Source organism: Pedobacter sp. WC2423, from assembly GCF_040822065.1.
Lineage (GTDB): Bacteria > Bacteroidota > Bacteroidia > Sphingobacteriales > Sphingobacteriaceae > Pedobacter.
This window is the reverse complement of sequence record NZ_CP162005.1, coordinates 3,780,188-3,794,153: the sequence shown is the minus strand read 5'-3', so window position 1 is coordinate 3,794,153 and position 13,966 is coordinate 3,780,188. Positions and strand designations below refer to the sequence as shown.

Here is a 13,966-nt window from a genome sequence, read left to right as displayed (position 1 = left end):
GAGCCTGCATATTTCATGTAAGCTTCATCACCTTTAAAAATCAAACAGAAAACGGATGAAACCTGCATTTTTCATGCAAGCTTTATCACCTTTAAAATCAAATCGAAAACGGATGAAAATGACAAAGAAAGCAATAACCTTAAGTTTAGGTTTAGTAGTGATGGGTTCTGCCTCTTTTGCTCAAAACTTAAGTGATGCAAAAAAAGCAATTGATGCTGAGCAGTATGCTAAAGCAACTTCTATGCTTAAATCACTAGTAAGTTCTCAGGCGGGTAAAGGGGAGAACTATTTTAACTTAGGTGATGTATATCTGCATAATGAGTATGTGGATTCTGCTAAAGCAGTTTTTACTAAAGGGATTACTGCTGATCCTAAATATGCCTTAAACTATGTAGGATTAGGACACGTAGATCTTGCGACTAACAATGCGGCATCAGCAAAAACTAATTTTGACAAAGCTATCGGATTAGCCTCTAAAAAAGACCACACTCCATATTTATACATTGGTAAAGCTTATCTGGAGCAAAACAAACCAGATTTCGCAGCAGCTTTAACTAACTTAACAAAAGCTGACGAAGTAGATGCAGCTGATAAAGATCCGGAAACATTTTTGGCTTTAGGTGATCTGTATGCAGCACAGAAAAAAAATTCTGAAGCATTAAGCAACTACTTACGCGCATTGAACATCAATGAAGGCTTAGTAAGAGCTAAAGTTCAGATCGGAAGAATGTACAAAGAATCAAGAGCATTTCCTGAATCTGAAACTCAATTGAAAGAAGTAATCACAGCTGACCCTAACTATGGTCCTGCTTACCGTGAAATTGCTGAATTGTACATGCAATGGGCAAACTTTGAGCCAGCTCACTATGATGAAAAATCTAAACAAGCTTTAGAAAACTACAAAAAATACATGGACCTGACTGACAAATCTTTCGATACAAGATTACGTTATGCTCAGTTCTTGTTCTATGCAAAAGATTTCAAAGCTTTAGAGACTGAAACTGCTGATATTGCAAAATTATATCCTAACAACCAGAAAACATTAGTAATCAATCGTTTACAAGCATACTCAGCAGCTGAAAACAAAAACCCTGAGAGTTTGAAATTATTAACCGATTTCTTCGCTAAAAACGCTGATACTTCTCGTTTAATCGCTGCTGATTATCTTTATTTAGGTAAAGCTCAGTTAGTTGCAGGACAAGATAGTTTAGCTTTAAAAAGCATCAGAACAGCAATCTCTAAAGATTCTACTAACGTAGAAGCATTAGAAGATGTTGGTAAAGCATTATATACAAACAAAAAATACGATCAGGCTGCTGCTGTTTATAAAGACGCAATCAAATTGAATCCAAACGGTAAAGGTTCATTAACTAACTATTACTACCTGGCTTCTGCTGATTACTTTGATTATGCAAACAAAGACAGAGACAAAAAGAATCCAGCTAAAACTATTTTAGTGGAAGCTGACTCAGCTTTAGCGCACTTAAACAAAGTTTCACCTGAATTCACTCTGGCTTACATCATGAGAGCACGTGTTGCACGTTTGATGGATGATCAGACTAATCCTAAAGGTTTATTAGTTCCTTACTATGAGCAATACCTGGATTTAGTAACGGTTAAAAAACCTGAATTAGGTGCTGCTGAAGCTGAAAAAAGAAACTTAGTTGAAGCTTATACTAACTTAGGATTTGCTTATACTCCTACAGATAAAGCAAAAGCAGGTGACTATTTCAAAAAGGCCTTAGCTATTGATCCTGCAAATGCAAATGCATTAGCCGGCGCAAAACAATTAGCTGCCCCTGCTGCAAAAGCTCCTTCTAAGAAAAAATAGTATTTAAATCTAAATACTTAGCATATTTAAAAGGCTGCCCCAATGGACTGCCCCCAAAAGTTTAGACAAATTTAGTATTAGATTTGTTATAATGAGCCCGATATTCCATCGGGCTCATTCCGTTTAAGTTCAATTTTATTCGTTCCTTGTTGTAGTACCAGATATAGTCATTTATATCTTTTTTGAGCTGATCTGTCGATTCATATTCATTTAAGTAGAAGAGTTCCGATTTTAAGGTTCCGAAAAAGTTTTCAATTATAGCATTATCTAAGCAATTACCTTTTCTGGACATACTTTGGATAATCCCATTTGCTTTTAGCAGTTGCTGATACTTTGGCATCTGGTATTGCCATCCCTGGTCAGAATGCAAGACTAACTGAGAAGTATTCCTAGCTTGTGGTAATACTTTTTTGAGCATGTCCAATACTCCCTTGAAAACCGGCCTGTCAGTGAGTTCATAGCTGATAATCTCCTGATTGAACAGGTCTATTATTGGAGAGAGGTACAATTTCTTTCCCTTGACTTTGAATTCTGTAACATCTGTGGCCCATTTTTGCATAGGTTGGTTAGCCTTGAAATTCCTATTAAGGATATTTGGAGCTATTTTCCCTAGCTTGCCCCTATAAGACCTGTATTTTTTTATCCTGATCAGGCTCTTCAACCTCATTTCTCCCATCAATCTAAATACAGTCTTATGGTTAATAGCCATTCCGACCCGTTTCAGTTGCAAGGTAATGCGCCGATAGCCGAAGCGACCTTTATGGGCATGATAGACCTTGTTGATCTGGATCTTGACCTGTTCGTATTTATCAGGCAAACTGGCCTTCTTAGAATAATAATAAAATGTACTTCTTGCCATGCTAATACAATTCAACAGGGTATCCAGGTCGAACTGATGCCTTAGTTCCATTATGGCTTGCGCTTGTTTTCGGCTTGAACTAAGGCCTGGAGCTTTTTTAGCAGGGCATTCTCTGCACGTAAATATTCATTTTCCCGTAAAAGCTCTTCCTCACGGGTAAGTGGCCTATCCGATTTTCTCGGTTTTCGCTTGTTTGCTGGATTCTCCTTATATGCCATCGGTAGTCTTCCTTTAGGTCGCGGTTCTAGTCCAGATGATCCAAACTTCTCAAATCGTTTCTGCCATTCGATAATTCCCGCATCACTTGAAAGCCCAAAACGTAGCACTGCCGCTCTCAAAGATAACTTTTCTTCACGAATTGACTTCAGGACTGCTAGCTTAAAGGATGGACTAAAAACTCTTTTCCCCTTTCTGGGAAGTAATCCAGGAGCTCCCAGATGCTCGTATATCCTAAACCAATCTTCGAAAAGAGAATAAGTAATCCCGTATTCCTCACCCAGAGATTTTGCAGAACGATAATGTTCCGACATCTGCTTCACACAGTATAACTTGAATTCAAAACTGTGTCTGTTTTTCTTTTTCATAATAATGCCCCCAGAAAGTGTCTAACTTTTTGGGGGCATTGCACAATGGGTAGCCTTTTTTTATAGCTCAGAAAGCCAGATAAAGCGATTACAGCGGCCCTCTTTCATATTTAGCTATAACAATGTAAGCTTTATGAAATGTGCAATACAGCACCATGATGTAGAGAAAATGGACAAAGTCAGGTTTCTCTTTAAGCTTCGTTTTCAAATATCGCTATTAGCTTTCTGACTTTGCAATGACGTTTTCTCCACGAGTATCATCTAAAGTTTACTCATCCGGGCTTTGCCATGAAGTTTCTCAACAAGTATCATCTAAAGTATACTCATCCGGGAATTGCCATAACGTTTCTCCTCCAACCATAACATCAATTTCTTCTCTTTTCGCCTCTATCCAAGTTTTCCTAAGAGCGCATTTATCTTAATTTGTGCCTCTTGTAAAACACCAGTCAAGGTTGCAGTATGAAATAGTTAAAAGAGACTTGCTAATGTAAGGACACTGCATTTTTGCCTTTTCAGGCAAAGAAATGCCGTCCGAACATGGCAAGTCTCTTTTAACTATTTGATTTCCTCCTTTTTTCTTTTACTTTTGTGGCCTAATTAAGATTATATGGAAACGCAGAGTTTACCCTCAGATTTTTTACCTATCATTTTCCAGGTTATCGTAGCCCTTGGCTTTGTTGTAGTTACTCTTATTGCTACACACTTCTTAGGTCCCTCCCGTAAAACCAGTGACAAACTAGGTACATTTGAAGCCGGTGTAAAAGTAGTCGGAAATGCGCGTCAGCCATTTTCCATTAAATACTTCCTTGTCGCTATCCTGTTCGTACTATTCGACGTCGAAGTTATCTTTATGTATCCATGGGCTGTGAATTTCAGAGAACTTGGATGGCCGGGATTAATTGAAATGTTTGTCTTTATGGGTACGCTCTTATTAGGCTTTATTTACATCCTGAAAAAGAAAGTGCTTGACTGGAACTAATTATTTAGATCGGTTCTAAATCGAGATAGACTAAGCCTTTTTGGCTCGAAATATTGTAGATTTGTGGTTCATTCTGTATTAGAATGAGCCTTTTTTGTTTTATGATATGAGTGACATCAATATAGTAGACGCGCCTCCAGGCATTGAAGGATCTGGCTTTTTCGCTACTTCTTTAGACAAGGTTATTGGCTTAGCCCGTTCCCATTCATTATGGCCATTGCCATTTGCAACCTCATGCTGTGGAATTGAATTCATGGCTACAATGGGTTCGCACTATGATTTCGGTCGTTTTGGTTCAGAACGTTTAAGTTTTTCTCCCCGCCAGGCAGACTTATTAATGGTTATGGGTACCATAGCTAAAAAAATGAGTCCTGTATTAAAGCAAGTGTATTTACAGATGGCAGAACCCCGCTGGGTAATGGCAGTAGGTGCATGCGCATCAAGCGGTGGTATTTTTGATACTTACTCAGTTCTGCAGGGTATCGATGAGATTATTCCGGTAGATGTTTACGTTCCCGGCTGTCCGCCAAGACCAGAAGCTATTTTAGATGGTTTCGGTAAGATTCAGGAATTAGTAAGAAATGAATCTGGCAGAAGAAGAGATTCTGATCAGTATAAACAAATGTTGGCTTCATACGGAATCGAATAATGGCAGAGGTTAACAATAGTAGTGTAACAGAGCTGTTAGCTGCCCGTTTCGGAGCTAAAGTGAGTGGAGTAAACGAACCATACGGTTTGCTGACTGTAGAGACCACTAAAGATGTAATTATTGATGTACTCACCTATCTGAAAGAAACAGAAGGCACTAAATTTGCTTTTTTGACTGATATCACTGCAGTGCATTATCCTGAAACTAAACATATCGCTGTAGTTTACCACTTACACAACATGGTAAACAAAATCAGGATCAGAGTTAAGGTATTCATCCATGAACAAACTCCTTCAATCCCAACAGCTACTGTGCTGTGGAACGGTGCAAACTGGATGGAAAGAGAAACATATGACTTCTTCGGTGTTAAATTCGAAGGTCACCCCGATTTAAGAAGGATTTTAAATATGGACGAGCTCAATGTTCACCCGATGTTAAAACAATATCCTTTGGAAGATCCGAACAGAGTTGATAAAAAAGACGAATACTTTGGTAGATAAGAACATGAATCACAATCAACCAGTATATACAGACAACGATCCTCAGAATGAGCTGGTCACCTTAAACTTAGGTCCGACTCACCCTGCAACACACGGTGTTTTTCAAAACGTACTTCAGTTAGACGGAGAGCGTATTGTGAGCGGAGTTTCTACCATCGGGTATATTCACCGCGCCTTTGAAAAGATTGCTGAACACAGGCCATTCTATCAGATTACGCCCCTTACTGACAGATTAAATTACTGCTCGTCACCTATTAATAATATGGGATGGCATATGACAGTAGAGAAACTGTTAAATATAAAAGTACCTAAACGTGTAGATTATCTCAGGATTATCGTCATGGAACTGGCGCGTATTTCAGATCATATTATCTGTAATACGATTATCGCGCAGGATACCGGTGCAACAACCACCTTCTTATATCTTTTCCAGTTCAGAGAGCATATCTATGAAATTTACGAAGAAATATGTGGTGCGCGTTTAACAACAAATATTGGCCGCATAGGTGGTTTTGAAAGAGATTTCAATGACATCGCCTTTGCTAAAATAAATAAGTTTTTAAAAGAATTCCCTGTTGCTTTAAGGGAATTTGAAAGCCTGCTTAACCGTAACCGTATCTTTATTGACCGTACCGCCGGCGTTGCCTGTGTTACTCCTGAAGATGCTTTAAGTTACAGCTGGAGCGGTCCTTTATTACGTGCAACTGGTGTAGACTATGATGTACGCGTAAGTGAGCCTTACTGCTCTTATGATGAATTCGAATTCGAAGTTCCTGTAGGTACAAGTGGCGATATTTACGACCGTTATTTAGTACGTAACGAGGAAATGTGGCAGAGCGTAAGCCTGATTGAACAGGCAATGGAGAAAATCAAGCATGAACCTGCCGGAATTTTCCATGCAGATGTGCCGGATTTCTATTTACCTGCCAAAGAAGAAGTATACAACAATATGGAGGCCTTGATTTACCATTTCAAAATTGTAATGGGAGAGATTGATGCACCTAAAGCAGAAGTATATCATGCTGTTGAAGGCGGAAACGGAGAACTTGGATTTTATCTGATCAATGACGGTGGAAGAACGCCTTACCGTCTGCATTTCAGAAGACCTAGTTTTATTAATTATTCCATGTATGCAAAGATGAGTGAAGGAATGTTATTGTCTGATGCCATTATCAACATGAGTAGTATGAATATTATTGCCGGAGAATTAGATGCTTAAAGTAGAAGAACAACAACCAGTAGAGTTTTCGTCAGCTTTGATCGCAAAGTGTGATGAAATTTCAAGTAGATATCCGCAAGGGAAACAAAAATCTGCCCTATTGCCTATACTTCACGAAGTTCAGGCAGAGTTAGGTTGGTTAAGCTCCAGTGCGATGGATAAAGTAGCAGCATATTTAAAAATTGAACCTATCGAAGTTTACGAGGTAGCCTCTTTTTACAGTATGTACTTTTTACAGCCAAAGGGTAAATATGTTTTAGAAGTTTGCCGTACCGGGCCTTGCTGCCTGGTAGGAGCAGAAAAACTGATGGAGCATATGGAACAGACCCTTGGGGTGAAAGAAGGTGAGGTTACAGCTGATGGTTTATTCAGCTGGAGAGGTGTTGAATGTCTTGCAGCCTGTGGTTATGGCCCGGTTCTGCAAATAGGCCCTGAATACACTTTCTATGAAAACCTCGACAATCAAAAGGTAGACACATTGATAGAAGAATTACGCAAAAAATAATGGCCCGTAAACTCTTATTAGAACATATAAACGTACCAGGCATCAATACACTTGATGTTTACCGCCAAAAAGGCGGGTACCGTGCTGTGGAGAAAGCTTTGAAAACCCTGACCCCTGATGAAGTGGTGGAAGAGGTTAAAAAGTCTGGCTTACGCGGACGTGGCGGTGCAGGTTTCCCTACAGGAATGAAGTGGAGCTTTCTGGCAAAACCAGAAGGTGTTGCCCGTTACCTGGTATGTAATGCCGACGAATCAGAGCCGGGTACTTTCAAAGACCGCTACCTGATGACTTACATTCCTCATGCTTTAATTGAAGGAATGATTGTGTCAAGTTATGCATTGGGCGCTAATACATCTTACATCTACGTACGTGGAGAGATGATGCCGCAAATCAGGATTCTGGAAAGAGCAATCGCAGAGGCAAAAGCTGCCGGCTTTTTAGGAAAAAACATTTTAGGGTCGGGTTATGACCTGGAGGTTTATGTTCAGCCTGGTGGCGGAGCTTATATCTGCGGGGAAGAAACGGCTTTATTAGAATCACTGGAAGGTAAAAGGGGTAATCCAAGGATTAAACCACCATTCCCAGCTATCGCTGGTTTATATGGCTGTCCAACAGTAGTGAATAACGTAGAATCTATTGCCGCTGTTGTACCTATCATTAATGACGGTGGTGATGAATATATGAAAATCGGTATTGGACGCAGTACAGGAACGAAACTGATTTCTGCTTCGGGTAACCTGGTCAGACCAGGTGTCTACGAAATAGAATTGGGCCTTCCGGTAGAAGAGTTCATTTATTCTGATGAATATTGTGGTGGTATTGCCAATGGTAAAAGATTGAAGGCTACTGTAGCCGGAGGTTCTTCTGTGCCGGTATTGCCTGCTAACCTGACACTTAAATTAGCAAACGGCGAACCCCGTTTAATGAGTTACGAATCGCTTTCTGAAGGTGGATTTGCTACCGGAACTATGTTAGGTTCGGGTGGTTTTATTGCTTTTGATGAAGATCAGTGTATCGTAAGAAACACCTGGAACTTTTCCCGCTTTTATCACCATGAAAGCTGTGGCCAGTGTTCTCCATGCCGTGAAGGTACCGGATGGATGGAAAAAGTATTACACAGACTGGAACATGGACACGGTAAGATGAGTGATATTGACTTATTGGTTGATGTTTCTAAGAAGATCGAAGGAAATACGATTTGTCCTTTAGGAGATGCTGCTGCATGGCCTGTTGCGAGTGCAATCAGACATTTCAGAGATGAGTTTGAATGGCATGTGAAAGAGCCTATAAAAAGTCTTCAGGGAAACTATGGTATCGCTAATTATGCAGTACCAATTCCTAAAGCAGAAGTAAAACAGGAAAATTAACTGTCAGACCTGGTTTTTTTGATTGAGAAACGCAGGAATGATAAAAGAATATCATTTAACAATGAGTGAAAAAGTTAAGGTAACCATAGACGGGATAACTGTCGAAGTAGAGCCCGGTACAACAATCCTGAATGCTGCAAGGCAAATTGGAGGAGACATTGTGCCTCCTGCAATGTGCTACTATTCCAAATTGGAAGGTAGTGGAGGTAAGTGCCGTACTTGTATCGTAAAAGTAAGCAAGGGATCTGAAAAAGACCCCAGACCAATGCCTAAGCTTGTTGCTTCGTGCCGTACCACAGTAATGGACGGAATGGAAGTGCAGAATATTACTTCTCCTGAAGTAATTGAAGCCAGAAGTGGTGTGGTAGAGATGCTGTTAATTAATCACCCGCTGGATTGCCCAGTATGTGATCAGGCCGGAGAATGCGATTTGCAGAATCTGGGTTATGAGCATGGTTTACAGAAAACACGTTATGAATTTGAGCGCCGTACTTTTGAGCGTATCGATATAGGAGATAAGATCCAGTTACACATGAACAGATGCATTTTATGCTACCGTTGTGTGTTTACAGCAGATCAGATCACTAATAAACGTGTTCATGGTATCTTAAACAGGGGTGATCATTCAGAAATTTCTACTTATATCCAGACTGCTGTTGATAATGATTTCTCCGGAAACGTGATTGACGTATGTCCGGTTGGTGCTTTAACTGATAAAACTTTCCGTTTCAAAAACAGAGTTTGGTTTACAAAACCTGTAGATGCGCATAGAGATTGCCCTACTTGTAGTGGTAAAGTGACTTTATGGTATAAGGGAGAGGATGTTTTAAGAGTAACTGCCCGTAAAGATATTTATGGTGAAGTGGAGGAGTTCATTTGTAACACGTGCCGTTTCGATAAAAAGAAAACAGCAGACTGGACGATTGAGCATCCTACGCATATCAGTGATACTTCTGTAATCTCTGCTAATCATTACGAAACGATGATTCCGTTACCTGTAATTCAGGAAGATCTTCGTTTGCAGGAAGCTAATAAAGTTGAACTGGAAAAAACCGCTAAATTCTAATGGATATCTCATTCGTCATAGAAAAATTTATACTGGTCGCTATCATTTTTGGTATAAGTTTAGTTATCGCTATGTATTCTACATATGCGGAAAGAAAAGTTGCTGCTTTTTTGCAGGATAGACTTGGACCAGACCGTGCAGGCCCTTTCGGGATCTTACAGCCATTGGCAGACGGACTGAAAATGTTCATGAAGGAAGAAATTATTCCTACGCATGCGAACAAGTGGTTGTTTATGGTTGGGCCGGGTTTAGCGATGCTGACCGCCTGTATCGGAACTGCTGTTATTCCATGGGGAAGCCCGATCACAACGGCTGCCGGAAGAGTTATTCCATTACAGGTAACCGATATTAACGTTGGTGTTTTATACATTTTCGGCGTAGTTTCTCTGAGTGTATACGGGGTAATGATCGGGGGCTGGGCTTCTAACAATAAATATTCTCTTTTAAGTGCTATCCGCGCGGCTTCGCAGAATATCAGTTATGAGGTTGCCATGGGACTTTCTATTATCGCCTTGTTATTGGTAACTAATACGATGAGTCTGAAAGAAATCGTGGATATGCAGCATGGATGGCACTGGAATGTGCTTTATCAGCCATTAGGCTTCCTGTTATTTATCATTTGCGCATTTGCTGAAACTAACAGAGCACCATTCGACTTACCGGAGTGTGAAACTGAATTAATTGGTGGATACCACACAGAATATTCTTCGATGAAATTAGGTTTTTACCTTTTTGCGGAATATATCAATATGTTTGTGTCTTCGGCAGTAATGGCTACATTATACTTTGGAGGCTATAACTACCCGGGTATGGATTGGGTATTAACGCAGGTTGGGCCTGTAATTGCACCATTAATCGGAACCGCTGTATTGTTCGCTAAAATATTTGCCTTCATATTTTTCTTTATGTGGGTGAGATGGACAATTCCTCGCTTCCGTTATGATCAGCTGATGCACCTGGGCTGGAAAGTTCTGATCCCAATTGCCATAGCGAACGTAATTATCACAGGTATTGTGATTGCAATAGTAGAAAAGTTTTAACTATCCGCTCAGCGGAATATAAAAGGAGGTTTAATGGAACCATTAACCAGTAAAAAGAAAATTTTAATACAAAAGCCACTTAATTTTGCGGAACGGATGTACCTGCCTGCATTAGGAAAGGGTCTGGCTATTACGATCAGTCACTTCTTCAAAAAAGAGGCGACGATCAGGTATCCTGAAGTTCAGCGTGAAATGTCTATCAACTGGAGAGGGATGCATTCCCTGAAAAGAGATGAGAATGGCAAAGAACGTTGTACTGCCTGTGGGTTATGTGCATTGTCATGCCCTGCAGAAGCAATCACTATGATTGCTGCTGAACGTAAACCAGAAGAGAAGGATTTGTATAGAGAAGAAAAATATGCAGCTGTATATGAAATCAATATGCTGCGCTGTATTTTCTGCGGTTTATGTGAAGAAGCTTGTCCGAAAGAAGCAATTTACCTGGACGGGCCGATTGTCCCTTCAGATTATCTGCGTAAAGACTTTATTTACGGTAAAGACAAACTGGTAGAAGAGCCTCTGGTAAAGAAATAATGAAATTGAAGCGGGGTAATCGCTTCTTGATATAAACAGTTTATACATTTGCCGTTTACGGCTTTAAAACAAAAATAATAAATGGGTACATCAGTATTCTATTTGGTCGCTTTTTTAAGTATTTTCTTTTCACTGATGGTGATTTTCGCAAAGAACCCGGTGCACAGTGTACTTTATCTGATCGTAACGTTTTTTACGTTCACAGTCCATTACATTTTGCTTAATGCACAGTTTCTGGCAGTAGTAAACTTTATTGTGTACATGGGGGCAATTATGGTACTCTTCCTGTTTGTCCTGATGCTGCTTAATCTCAATAAAGAGAATGAACCGCTGAAGTCTGGTTTGGTAAAGGTTGTAGGTATTGTTGCCGGATGCTGTCTGGTAGTGACGCTGATTGGCTCTTTAAAAGCTACAGCTGTATCTGATCCTTTAGTATTGCAGAATCCAAACTTAGGTCTGGTTAAGAACCTGGGTAAAGAATTGTTCGGTCCATTTATGCTGCCTTTCGAATTGTCTTCAATTCTATTGCTTACAGCTATGGTTGGTGCCGTATTATTAACTAAAAAAGAAAAAGTATAGTGAATAATCTTACTCAAACCTTACAGGGTGTACCGCTTAATCATTATATATGGTTAAGTGCTATCATTTTCACCATCGGTGTAATAGGCGTACTGACCCGCAGAAATGCTATCGTAATTTTTATGTCGGTAGAGTTGATGCTGAATGCTGTTAATTTATTACTTACTGCTTTCTCTGTACATAGCAACGATCCTTCGGGGCAGGTGTTTGTGTTTTTCATCATGGCTCTGGCAGCGGCCGAAGTAGCAGTGGGCTTAAGTATTATTGTAATGGTTTACAGAAATACGCAGTCTACAGATATTAATGTATTGAATCGCCTTAAGTGGTAATTATTAAGAATAAATTATAAAATGATAAATTTAGTTTGGCTGGTTCCGTTAATTCCTCTTTTAGGCTTTATGATCAGCGGTCTTGGGAGAAATACATTATCCAAAAACCTGATCGGTTTTATTGGGAGTAGCGTGATATTCATATCTTTTGTGATTAGTATCGGCATCTTTTTAGCTTTAGGCAATGATGCTGTGAAATCGCATGAGATTTTCTTATTTGACTGGATCAGTGCTGGTTCATTAAAAATTCCGGTTTCCTTCCTGGTAGATCCATTGAGTTCAATCATGTTGCTGATCATCACCGGAATTGGTTTCCTGATTCATGTATACTCGATCGGGTATATGCACGATGATGAAGGATTCGGTAAATTCTTCAGCTATTTAAACTTGTTTATCTTTTTCATGTTATTGCTGGTTCTTGGATCAAACTATATCGTGATGTTTATCGGATGGGAGGGTGTTGGATTATGCTCTTACTTACTGATCGGCTTCTGGTTTACCAACAGCAGTTACGCGACAGCAGCAAAGAAAGCCTTTGTTATGAACCGTATCGGTGATTTAGGCTTCTTAATCGCGGTATTCCTGATCTTCACTACTTTCAGTAGTGTGGAGTTCTCTAAAATATTCCCGCTGGCAGGCAATATGGTTTCCGGCAATTCTACCATTGCATTAATTGCTTTGCTATTATTTGTGGGTGCCTGCGGTAAATCTGCACAAATTCCATTGTTTACCTGGCTACCGGATGCGATGGCTGGTCCTACGCCTGTTTCTGCCCTGATTCACGCGGCAACAATGGTAACCGCTGGTATTTATATGATTGCACGTTCCAATGTATTATTTGATCTGGCTCCTGTAGTTCAGCATTTAATTGCAATTATTGGTCTGTCAACAGCTGTTATGGGTGCATTGATTGCCCTGACACAAACAGATATTAAAAAAGTACTGGCTTATTCTACAGTATCTCAATTGGGATATATGTTCTTAGGATTAGGTGTTGGTGCTTATAACGGTTCTTTCTTCCACGTCATTACACATGCTTTCTTTAAAGCATTATTGTTCTTATGTGCAGGATCGGTGATCCATGCGATGCACCATGAGCAGGATATGAGACATATGGGTGGTTTACGTAAAAAACTTCCGGTTACTTTCTTAACCATGCTGATTGGTACAATTGCGATTTCGGGTTTACCTCCGTTCTCAGGTTTCTTCTCGAAAGACGAGATCCTTTCTCATGTATACGAGTATAACAAAGTAATGTGGGCAATTGGTGTATTCACTGCCTTTTTAACTGCATTCTATATGTTCAGGATGTTGTTCCTTACCTTTTTTGGTAAATACAGAGGAACACATCATGCTGAAGAAAAAATTCATGAGTCTCCAAAAAGTATGACGATCCCATTAATCGTTCTTGCCGTGCTTTCAGCTATCGGTGGTGCCATTGGTATTCCGGAATCACTGGGAGGTTCACATTGGTTATCACATTGGCTTGCACCGGTTATCCAGCATCATGGAGAAGCGCCGGATCATGCGACTGAATATATTTTAATGGCTGTTTCGGTTGTGGGTGTATTGATTTCTATCGCATTTGCTTATAGCAAATATGTGAAACAAAACCATGTTCCTGTGGCAGACGAAGGACAACGTTCCGCACTGGCTAAACTATCTTATCATAAATTTTATATAGATGAGATTTATGATACTTTAATCAGAAAACCTCTGGATGCTATTTCAGTATTCTTTTATAAGGTATTTGATAAAAAGATTATTGACGGTATTGTCAATGGTTTAGGATGGAGCACATCGGAAGCAAGTAAAGGAGTCAGATTACTGCAGTCAGGTAATGTTGGGTTCTATATTTTTATGATGGTGGTTGGAATCATCTCGTTGTTATTGTATACTTATTTATCTCTATAAAAGATCGTCCA

The 13,966-nt window shown here is 39.8% G+C and carries 15 protein-coding genes; 13 read left to right on the top strand and 2 right to left on the bottom strand.

The window, feature by feature from the left end; all coding sequences use genetic code 11:
- Positions 1 to 118: 118 nt before the first annotated feature.
- Entirely contained in the window at positions 119 to 1,831 is a 1,713-nt protein-coding gene (locus tag AB3G38_RS15645) for a tetratricopeptide repeat protein (RefSeq protein ID WP_367864799.1), read from the top strand.
- A gap of 61 nt (positions 1,832 to 1,892) precedes the next feature.
- Here AB3G38_RS15645 and AB3G38_RS15640 read toward each other — a convergent pair whose 3' ends face one another.
- Together AB3G38_RS15640 and AB3G38_RS15635 are read right to left on the bottom strand one after the other, a co-directional pair.
- The gene (locus AB3G38_RS15640; RefSeq protein WP_367864487.1) at positions 1,893 to 2,741 is read right to left on the bottom strand and encodes an IS3 family transposase; all 849 of its coding nucleotides are present in this window, start codon (positions 2,739 to 2,741) and stop codon (positions 1,893 to 1,895) included.
- Positions 2,741 to 3,220 (bottom strand): helix-turn-helix domain-containing protein, encoded by a 480-nt coding sequence (locus AB3G38_RS15635; RefSeq protein WP_367864486.1) that lies wholly within the window; start codon positions 3,218 to 3,220, stop codon positions 2,741 to 2,743. Before AB3G38_RS15635 ends, AB3G38_RS15640 begins: the two co-directional genes overlap by 1 nt.
- A gap of 661 nt (positions 3,221 to 3,881) precedes the next feature.
- Between AB3G38_RS15635 and AB3G38_RS15630 the strand changes: the two genes are divergently transcribed.
- From AB3G38_RS15630 to nuoL, 12 genes are all read left to right on the top strand, one after another.
- Entirely contained in the window at positions 3,882 to 4,253 is a 372-nt protein-coding gene (locus AB3G38_RS15630) for an NADH-quinone oxidoreductase subunit A (protein WP_367864798.1), read from the top strand.
- A 106-nt stretch (positions 4,254 to 4,359) separates the two neighbouring features.
- Positions 4,360 to 4,902, top strand: a complete 543-nt coding sequence (locus tag AB3G38_RS15625) for an NADH-quinone oxidoreductase subunit B (protein WP_068405166.1) — start codon at positions 4,360 to 4,362, stop codon at positions 4,900 to 4,902.
- Positions 4,902 to 5,402, top strand: a complete 501-nt coding sequence (locus tag AB3G38_RS15620) for an NADH-quinone oxidoreductase subunit C (RefSeq protein ID WP_367864797.1) — start codon at positions 4,902 to 4,904, stop codon at positions 5,400 to 5,402. The genes AB3G38_RS15625 and AB3G38_RS15620 overlap by 1 nt, the downstream gene beginning before the upstream one ends.
- Positions 5,403 to 5,406: 4 nt before the next feature.
- Complete coding sequence (locus tag AB3G38_RS15615; RefSeq protein ID WP_367864796.1) at positions 5,407 to 6,621, top strand: NADH-quinone oxidoreductase subunit D; 1,215 nt, start codon at positions 5,407 to 5,409, stop codon at positions 6,619 to 6,621.
- Positions 6,614 to 7,126 carry an NADH-quinone oxidoreductase subunit NuoE gene (gene nuoE, locus AB3G38_RS15610; RefSeq protein WP_367864795.1) on the top strand — a complete coding sequence of 171 codons (513 nt, stop codon included), beginning with the start codon at positions 6,614 to 6,616 and terminating at the stop codon, positions 7,124 to 7,126. Before AB3G38_RS15615 ends, nuoE begins: the two co-directional genes overlap by 8 nt.
- On the top strand, positions 7,126 to 8,493 hold the full coding sequence (gene nuoF / locus AB3G38_RS15605) for an NADH-quinone oxidoreductase subunit NuoF (protein ID WP_183868346.1): 1,368 nt from the start codon (positions 7,126 to 7,128) through the stop codon (positions 8,491 to 8,493). The genes nuoE and nuoF overlap by 1 nt, the downstream gene beginning before the upstream one ends.
- 61 nt (positions 8,494 to 8,554) lie before the next feature.
- Complete coding sequence (locus tag AB3G38_RS15600) at positions 8,555 to 9,559, top strand: 2Fe-2S iron-sulfur cluster-binding protein (protein WP_367864794.1); 1,005 nt, start codon at positions 8,555 to 8,557, stop codon at positions 9,557 to 9,559.
- On the top strand, positions 9,559 to 10,599 hold the full coding sequence (gene nuoH, locus AB3G38_RS15595) for an NADH-quinone oxidoreductase subunit NuoH (protein ID WP_367864793.1): 1,041 nt from the start codon (positions 9,559 to 9,561) through the stop codon (positions 10,597 to 10,599). Before AB3G38_RS15600 ends, nuoH begins: the two co-directional genes overlap by 1 nt.
- Positions 10,600 to 10,632: 33 nt before the next feature.
- Positions 10,633 to 11,133, top strand: coding sequence for an NADH-quinone oxidoreductase subunit I (locus tag AB3G38_RS15590; protein ID WP_183882502.1), 501 nt, complete (start codon positions 10,633 to 10,635; stop codon positions 11,131 to 11,133).
- An 81-nt stretch (positions 11,134 to 11,214) separates the two neighbouring features.
- A complete protein-coding gene (locus AB3G38_RS15585; RefSeq protein WP_183868344.1) occupies positions 11,215 to 11,712 on the top strand; it encodes an NADH-quinone oxidoreductase subunit J in 498 nt (165 codons plus the stop codon).
- Positions 11,712 to 12,041 (top strand): NADH-quinone oxidoreductase subunit NuoK, encoded by a 330-nt coding sequence (nuoK, locus tag AB3G38_RS15580; protein ID WP_041883890.1) that lies wholly within the window; start codon positions 11,712 to 11,714, stop codon positions 12,039 to 12,041. Before AB3G38_RS15585 ends, nuoK begins: the two co-directional genes overlap by 1 nt.
- 21 nt (positions 12,042 to 12,062) lie before the next feature.
- Entirely contained in the window at positions 12,063 to 13,955 is a 1,893-nt protein-coding gene (gene nuoL / locus AB3G38_RS15575; RefSeq protein WP_367864792.1) for an NADH-quinone oxidoreductase subunit L, read from the top strand.
- Positions 13,956 to 13,966 lie beyond the last annotated feature (11 nt).

What these genes read in the sequence shown, in the direction of transcription:
- AB3G38_RS15590 (WP_183882502.1), top strand. Translation starts at nt 10,633, where the DNA reads ATGGAACCATTAACCAGTAAAAAGAAAATTTTAATACAAAAGCCACTT.
- AB3G38_RS15585 (WP_183868344.1), top strand. Translation starts at nt 11,215, where the DNA reads ATGGGTACATCAGTATTCTATTTGGTCGCTTTTTTAAGTATTTTCTTT.
- AB3G38_RS15635 (WP_367864486.1), bottom strand. Translation starts at nt 3,220, where the DNA reads ATGTCGGAACATTATCGTTCTGCAAAATCTCTGGGTGAGGAATACGGG.
- AB3G38_RS15625 (WP_068405166.1), top strand. Translation starts at nt 4,360, where the DNA reads ATGAGTGACATCAATATAGTAGACGCGCCTCCAGGCATTGAAGGATCT.
- nuoH (WP_367864793.1), top strand. Translation starts at nt 9,559, where the DNA reads ATGGATATCTCATTCGTCATAGAAAAATTTATACTGGTCGCTATCATT.
- nuoF (WP_183868346.1), top strand. Translation starts at nt 7,126, where the DNA reads ATGGCCCGTAAACTCTTATTAGAACATATAAACGTACCAGGCATCAAT.
- AB3G38_RS15630 (WP_367864798.1), top strand. Translation starts at nt 3,882, where the DNA reads ATGGAAACGCAGAGTTTACCCTCAGATTTTTTACCTATCATTTTCCAG.
- AB3G38_RS15600 (WP_367864794.1), top strand. Translation starts at nt 8,555, where the DNA reads ATGAGTGAAAAAGTTAAGGTAACCATAGACGGGATAACTGTCGAAGTA.
- AB3G38_RS15645 (WP_367864799.1), top strand. Translation starts at nt 119, where the DNA reads ATGACAAAGAAAGCAATAACCTTAAGTTTAGGTTTAGTAGTGATGGGT.
- AB3G38_RS15620 (WP_367864797.1), top strand. Translation starts at nt 4,902, where the DNA reads ATGGCAGAGGTTAACAATAGTAGTGTAACAGAGCTGTTAGCTGCCCGT.
- AB3G38_RS15640 (WP_367864487.1), bottom strand. Translation starts at nt 2,741, where the DNA reads ATGGAACTAAGGCATCAGTTCGACCTGGATACCCTGTTGAATTGTATT.
- nuoE (WP_367864795.1), top strand. Translation starts at nt 6,614, where the DNA reads ATGCTTAAAGTAGAAGAACAACAACCAGTAGAGTTTTCGTCAGCTTTG.
- nuoL (WP_367864792.1), top strand. Translation starts at nt 12,063, where the DNA reads ATGATAAATTTAGTTTGGCTGGTTCCGTTAATTCCTCTTTTAGGCTTT.
- AB3G38_RS15615 (WP_367864796.1), top strand. Translation starts at nt 5,407, where the DNA reads ATGAATCACAATCAACCAGTATATACAGACAACGATCCTCAGAATGAG.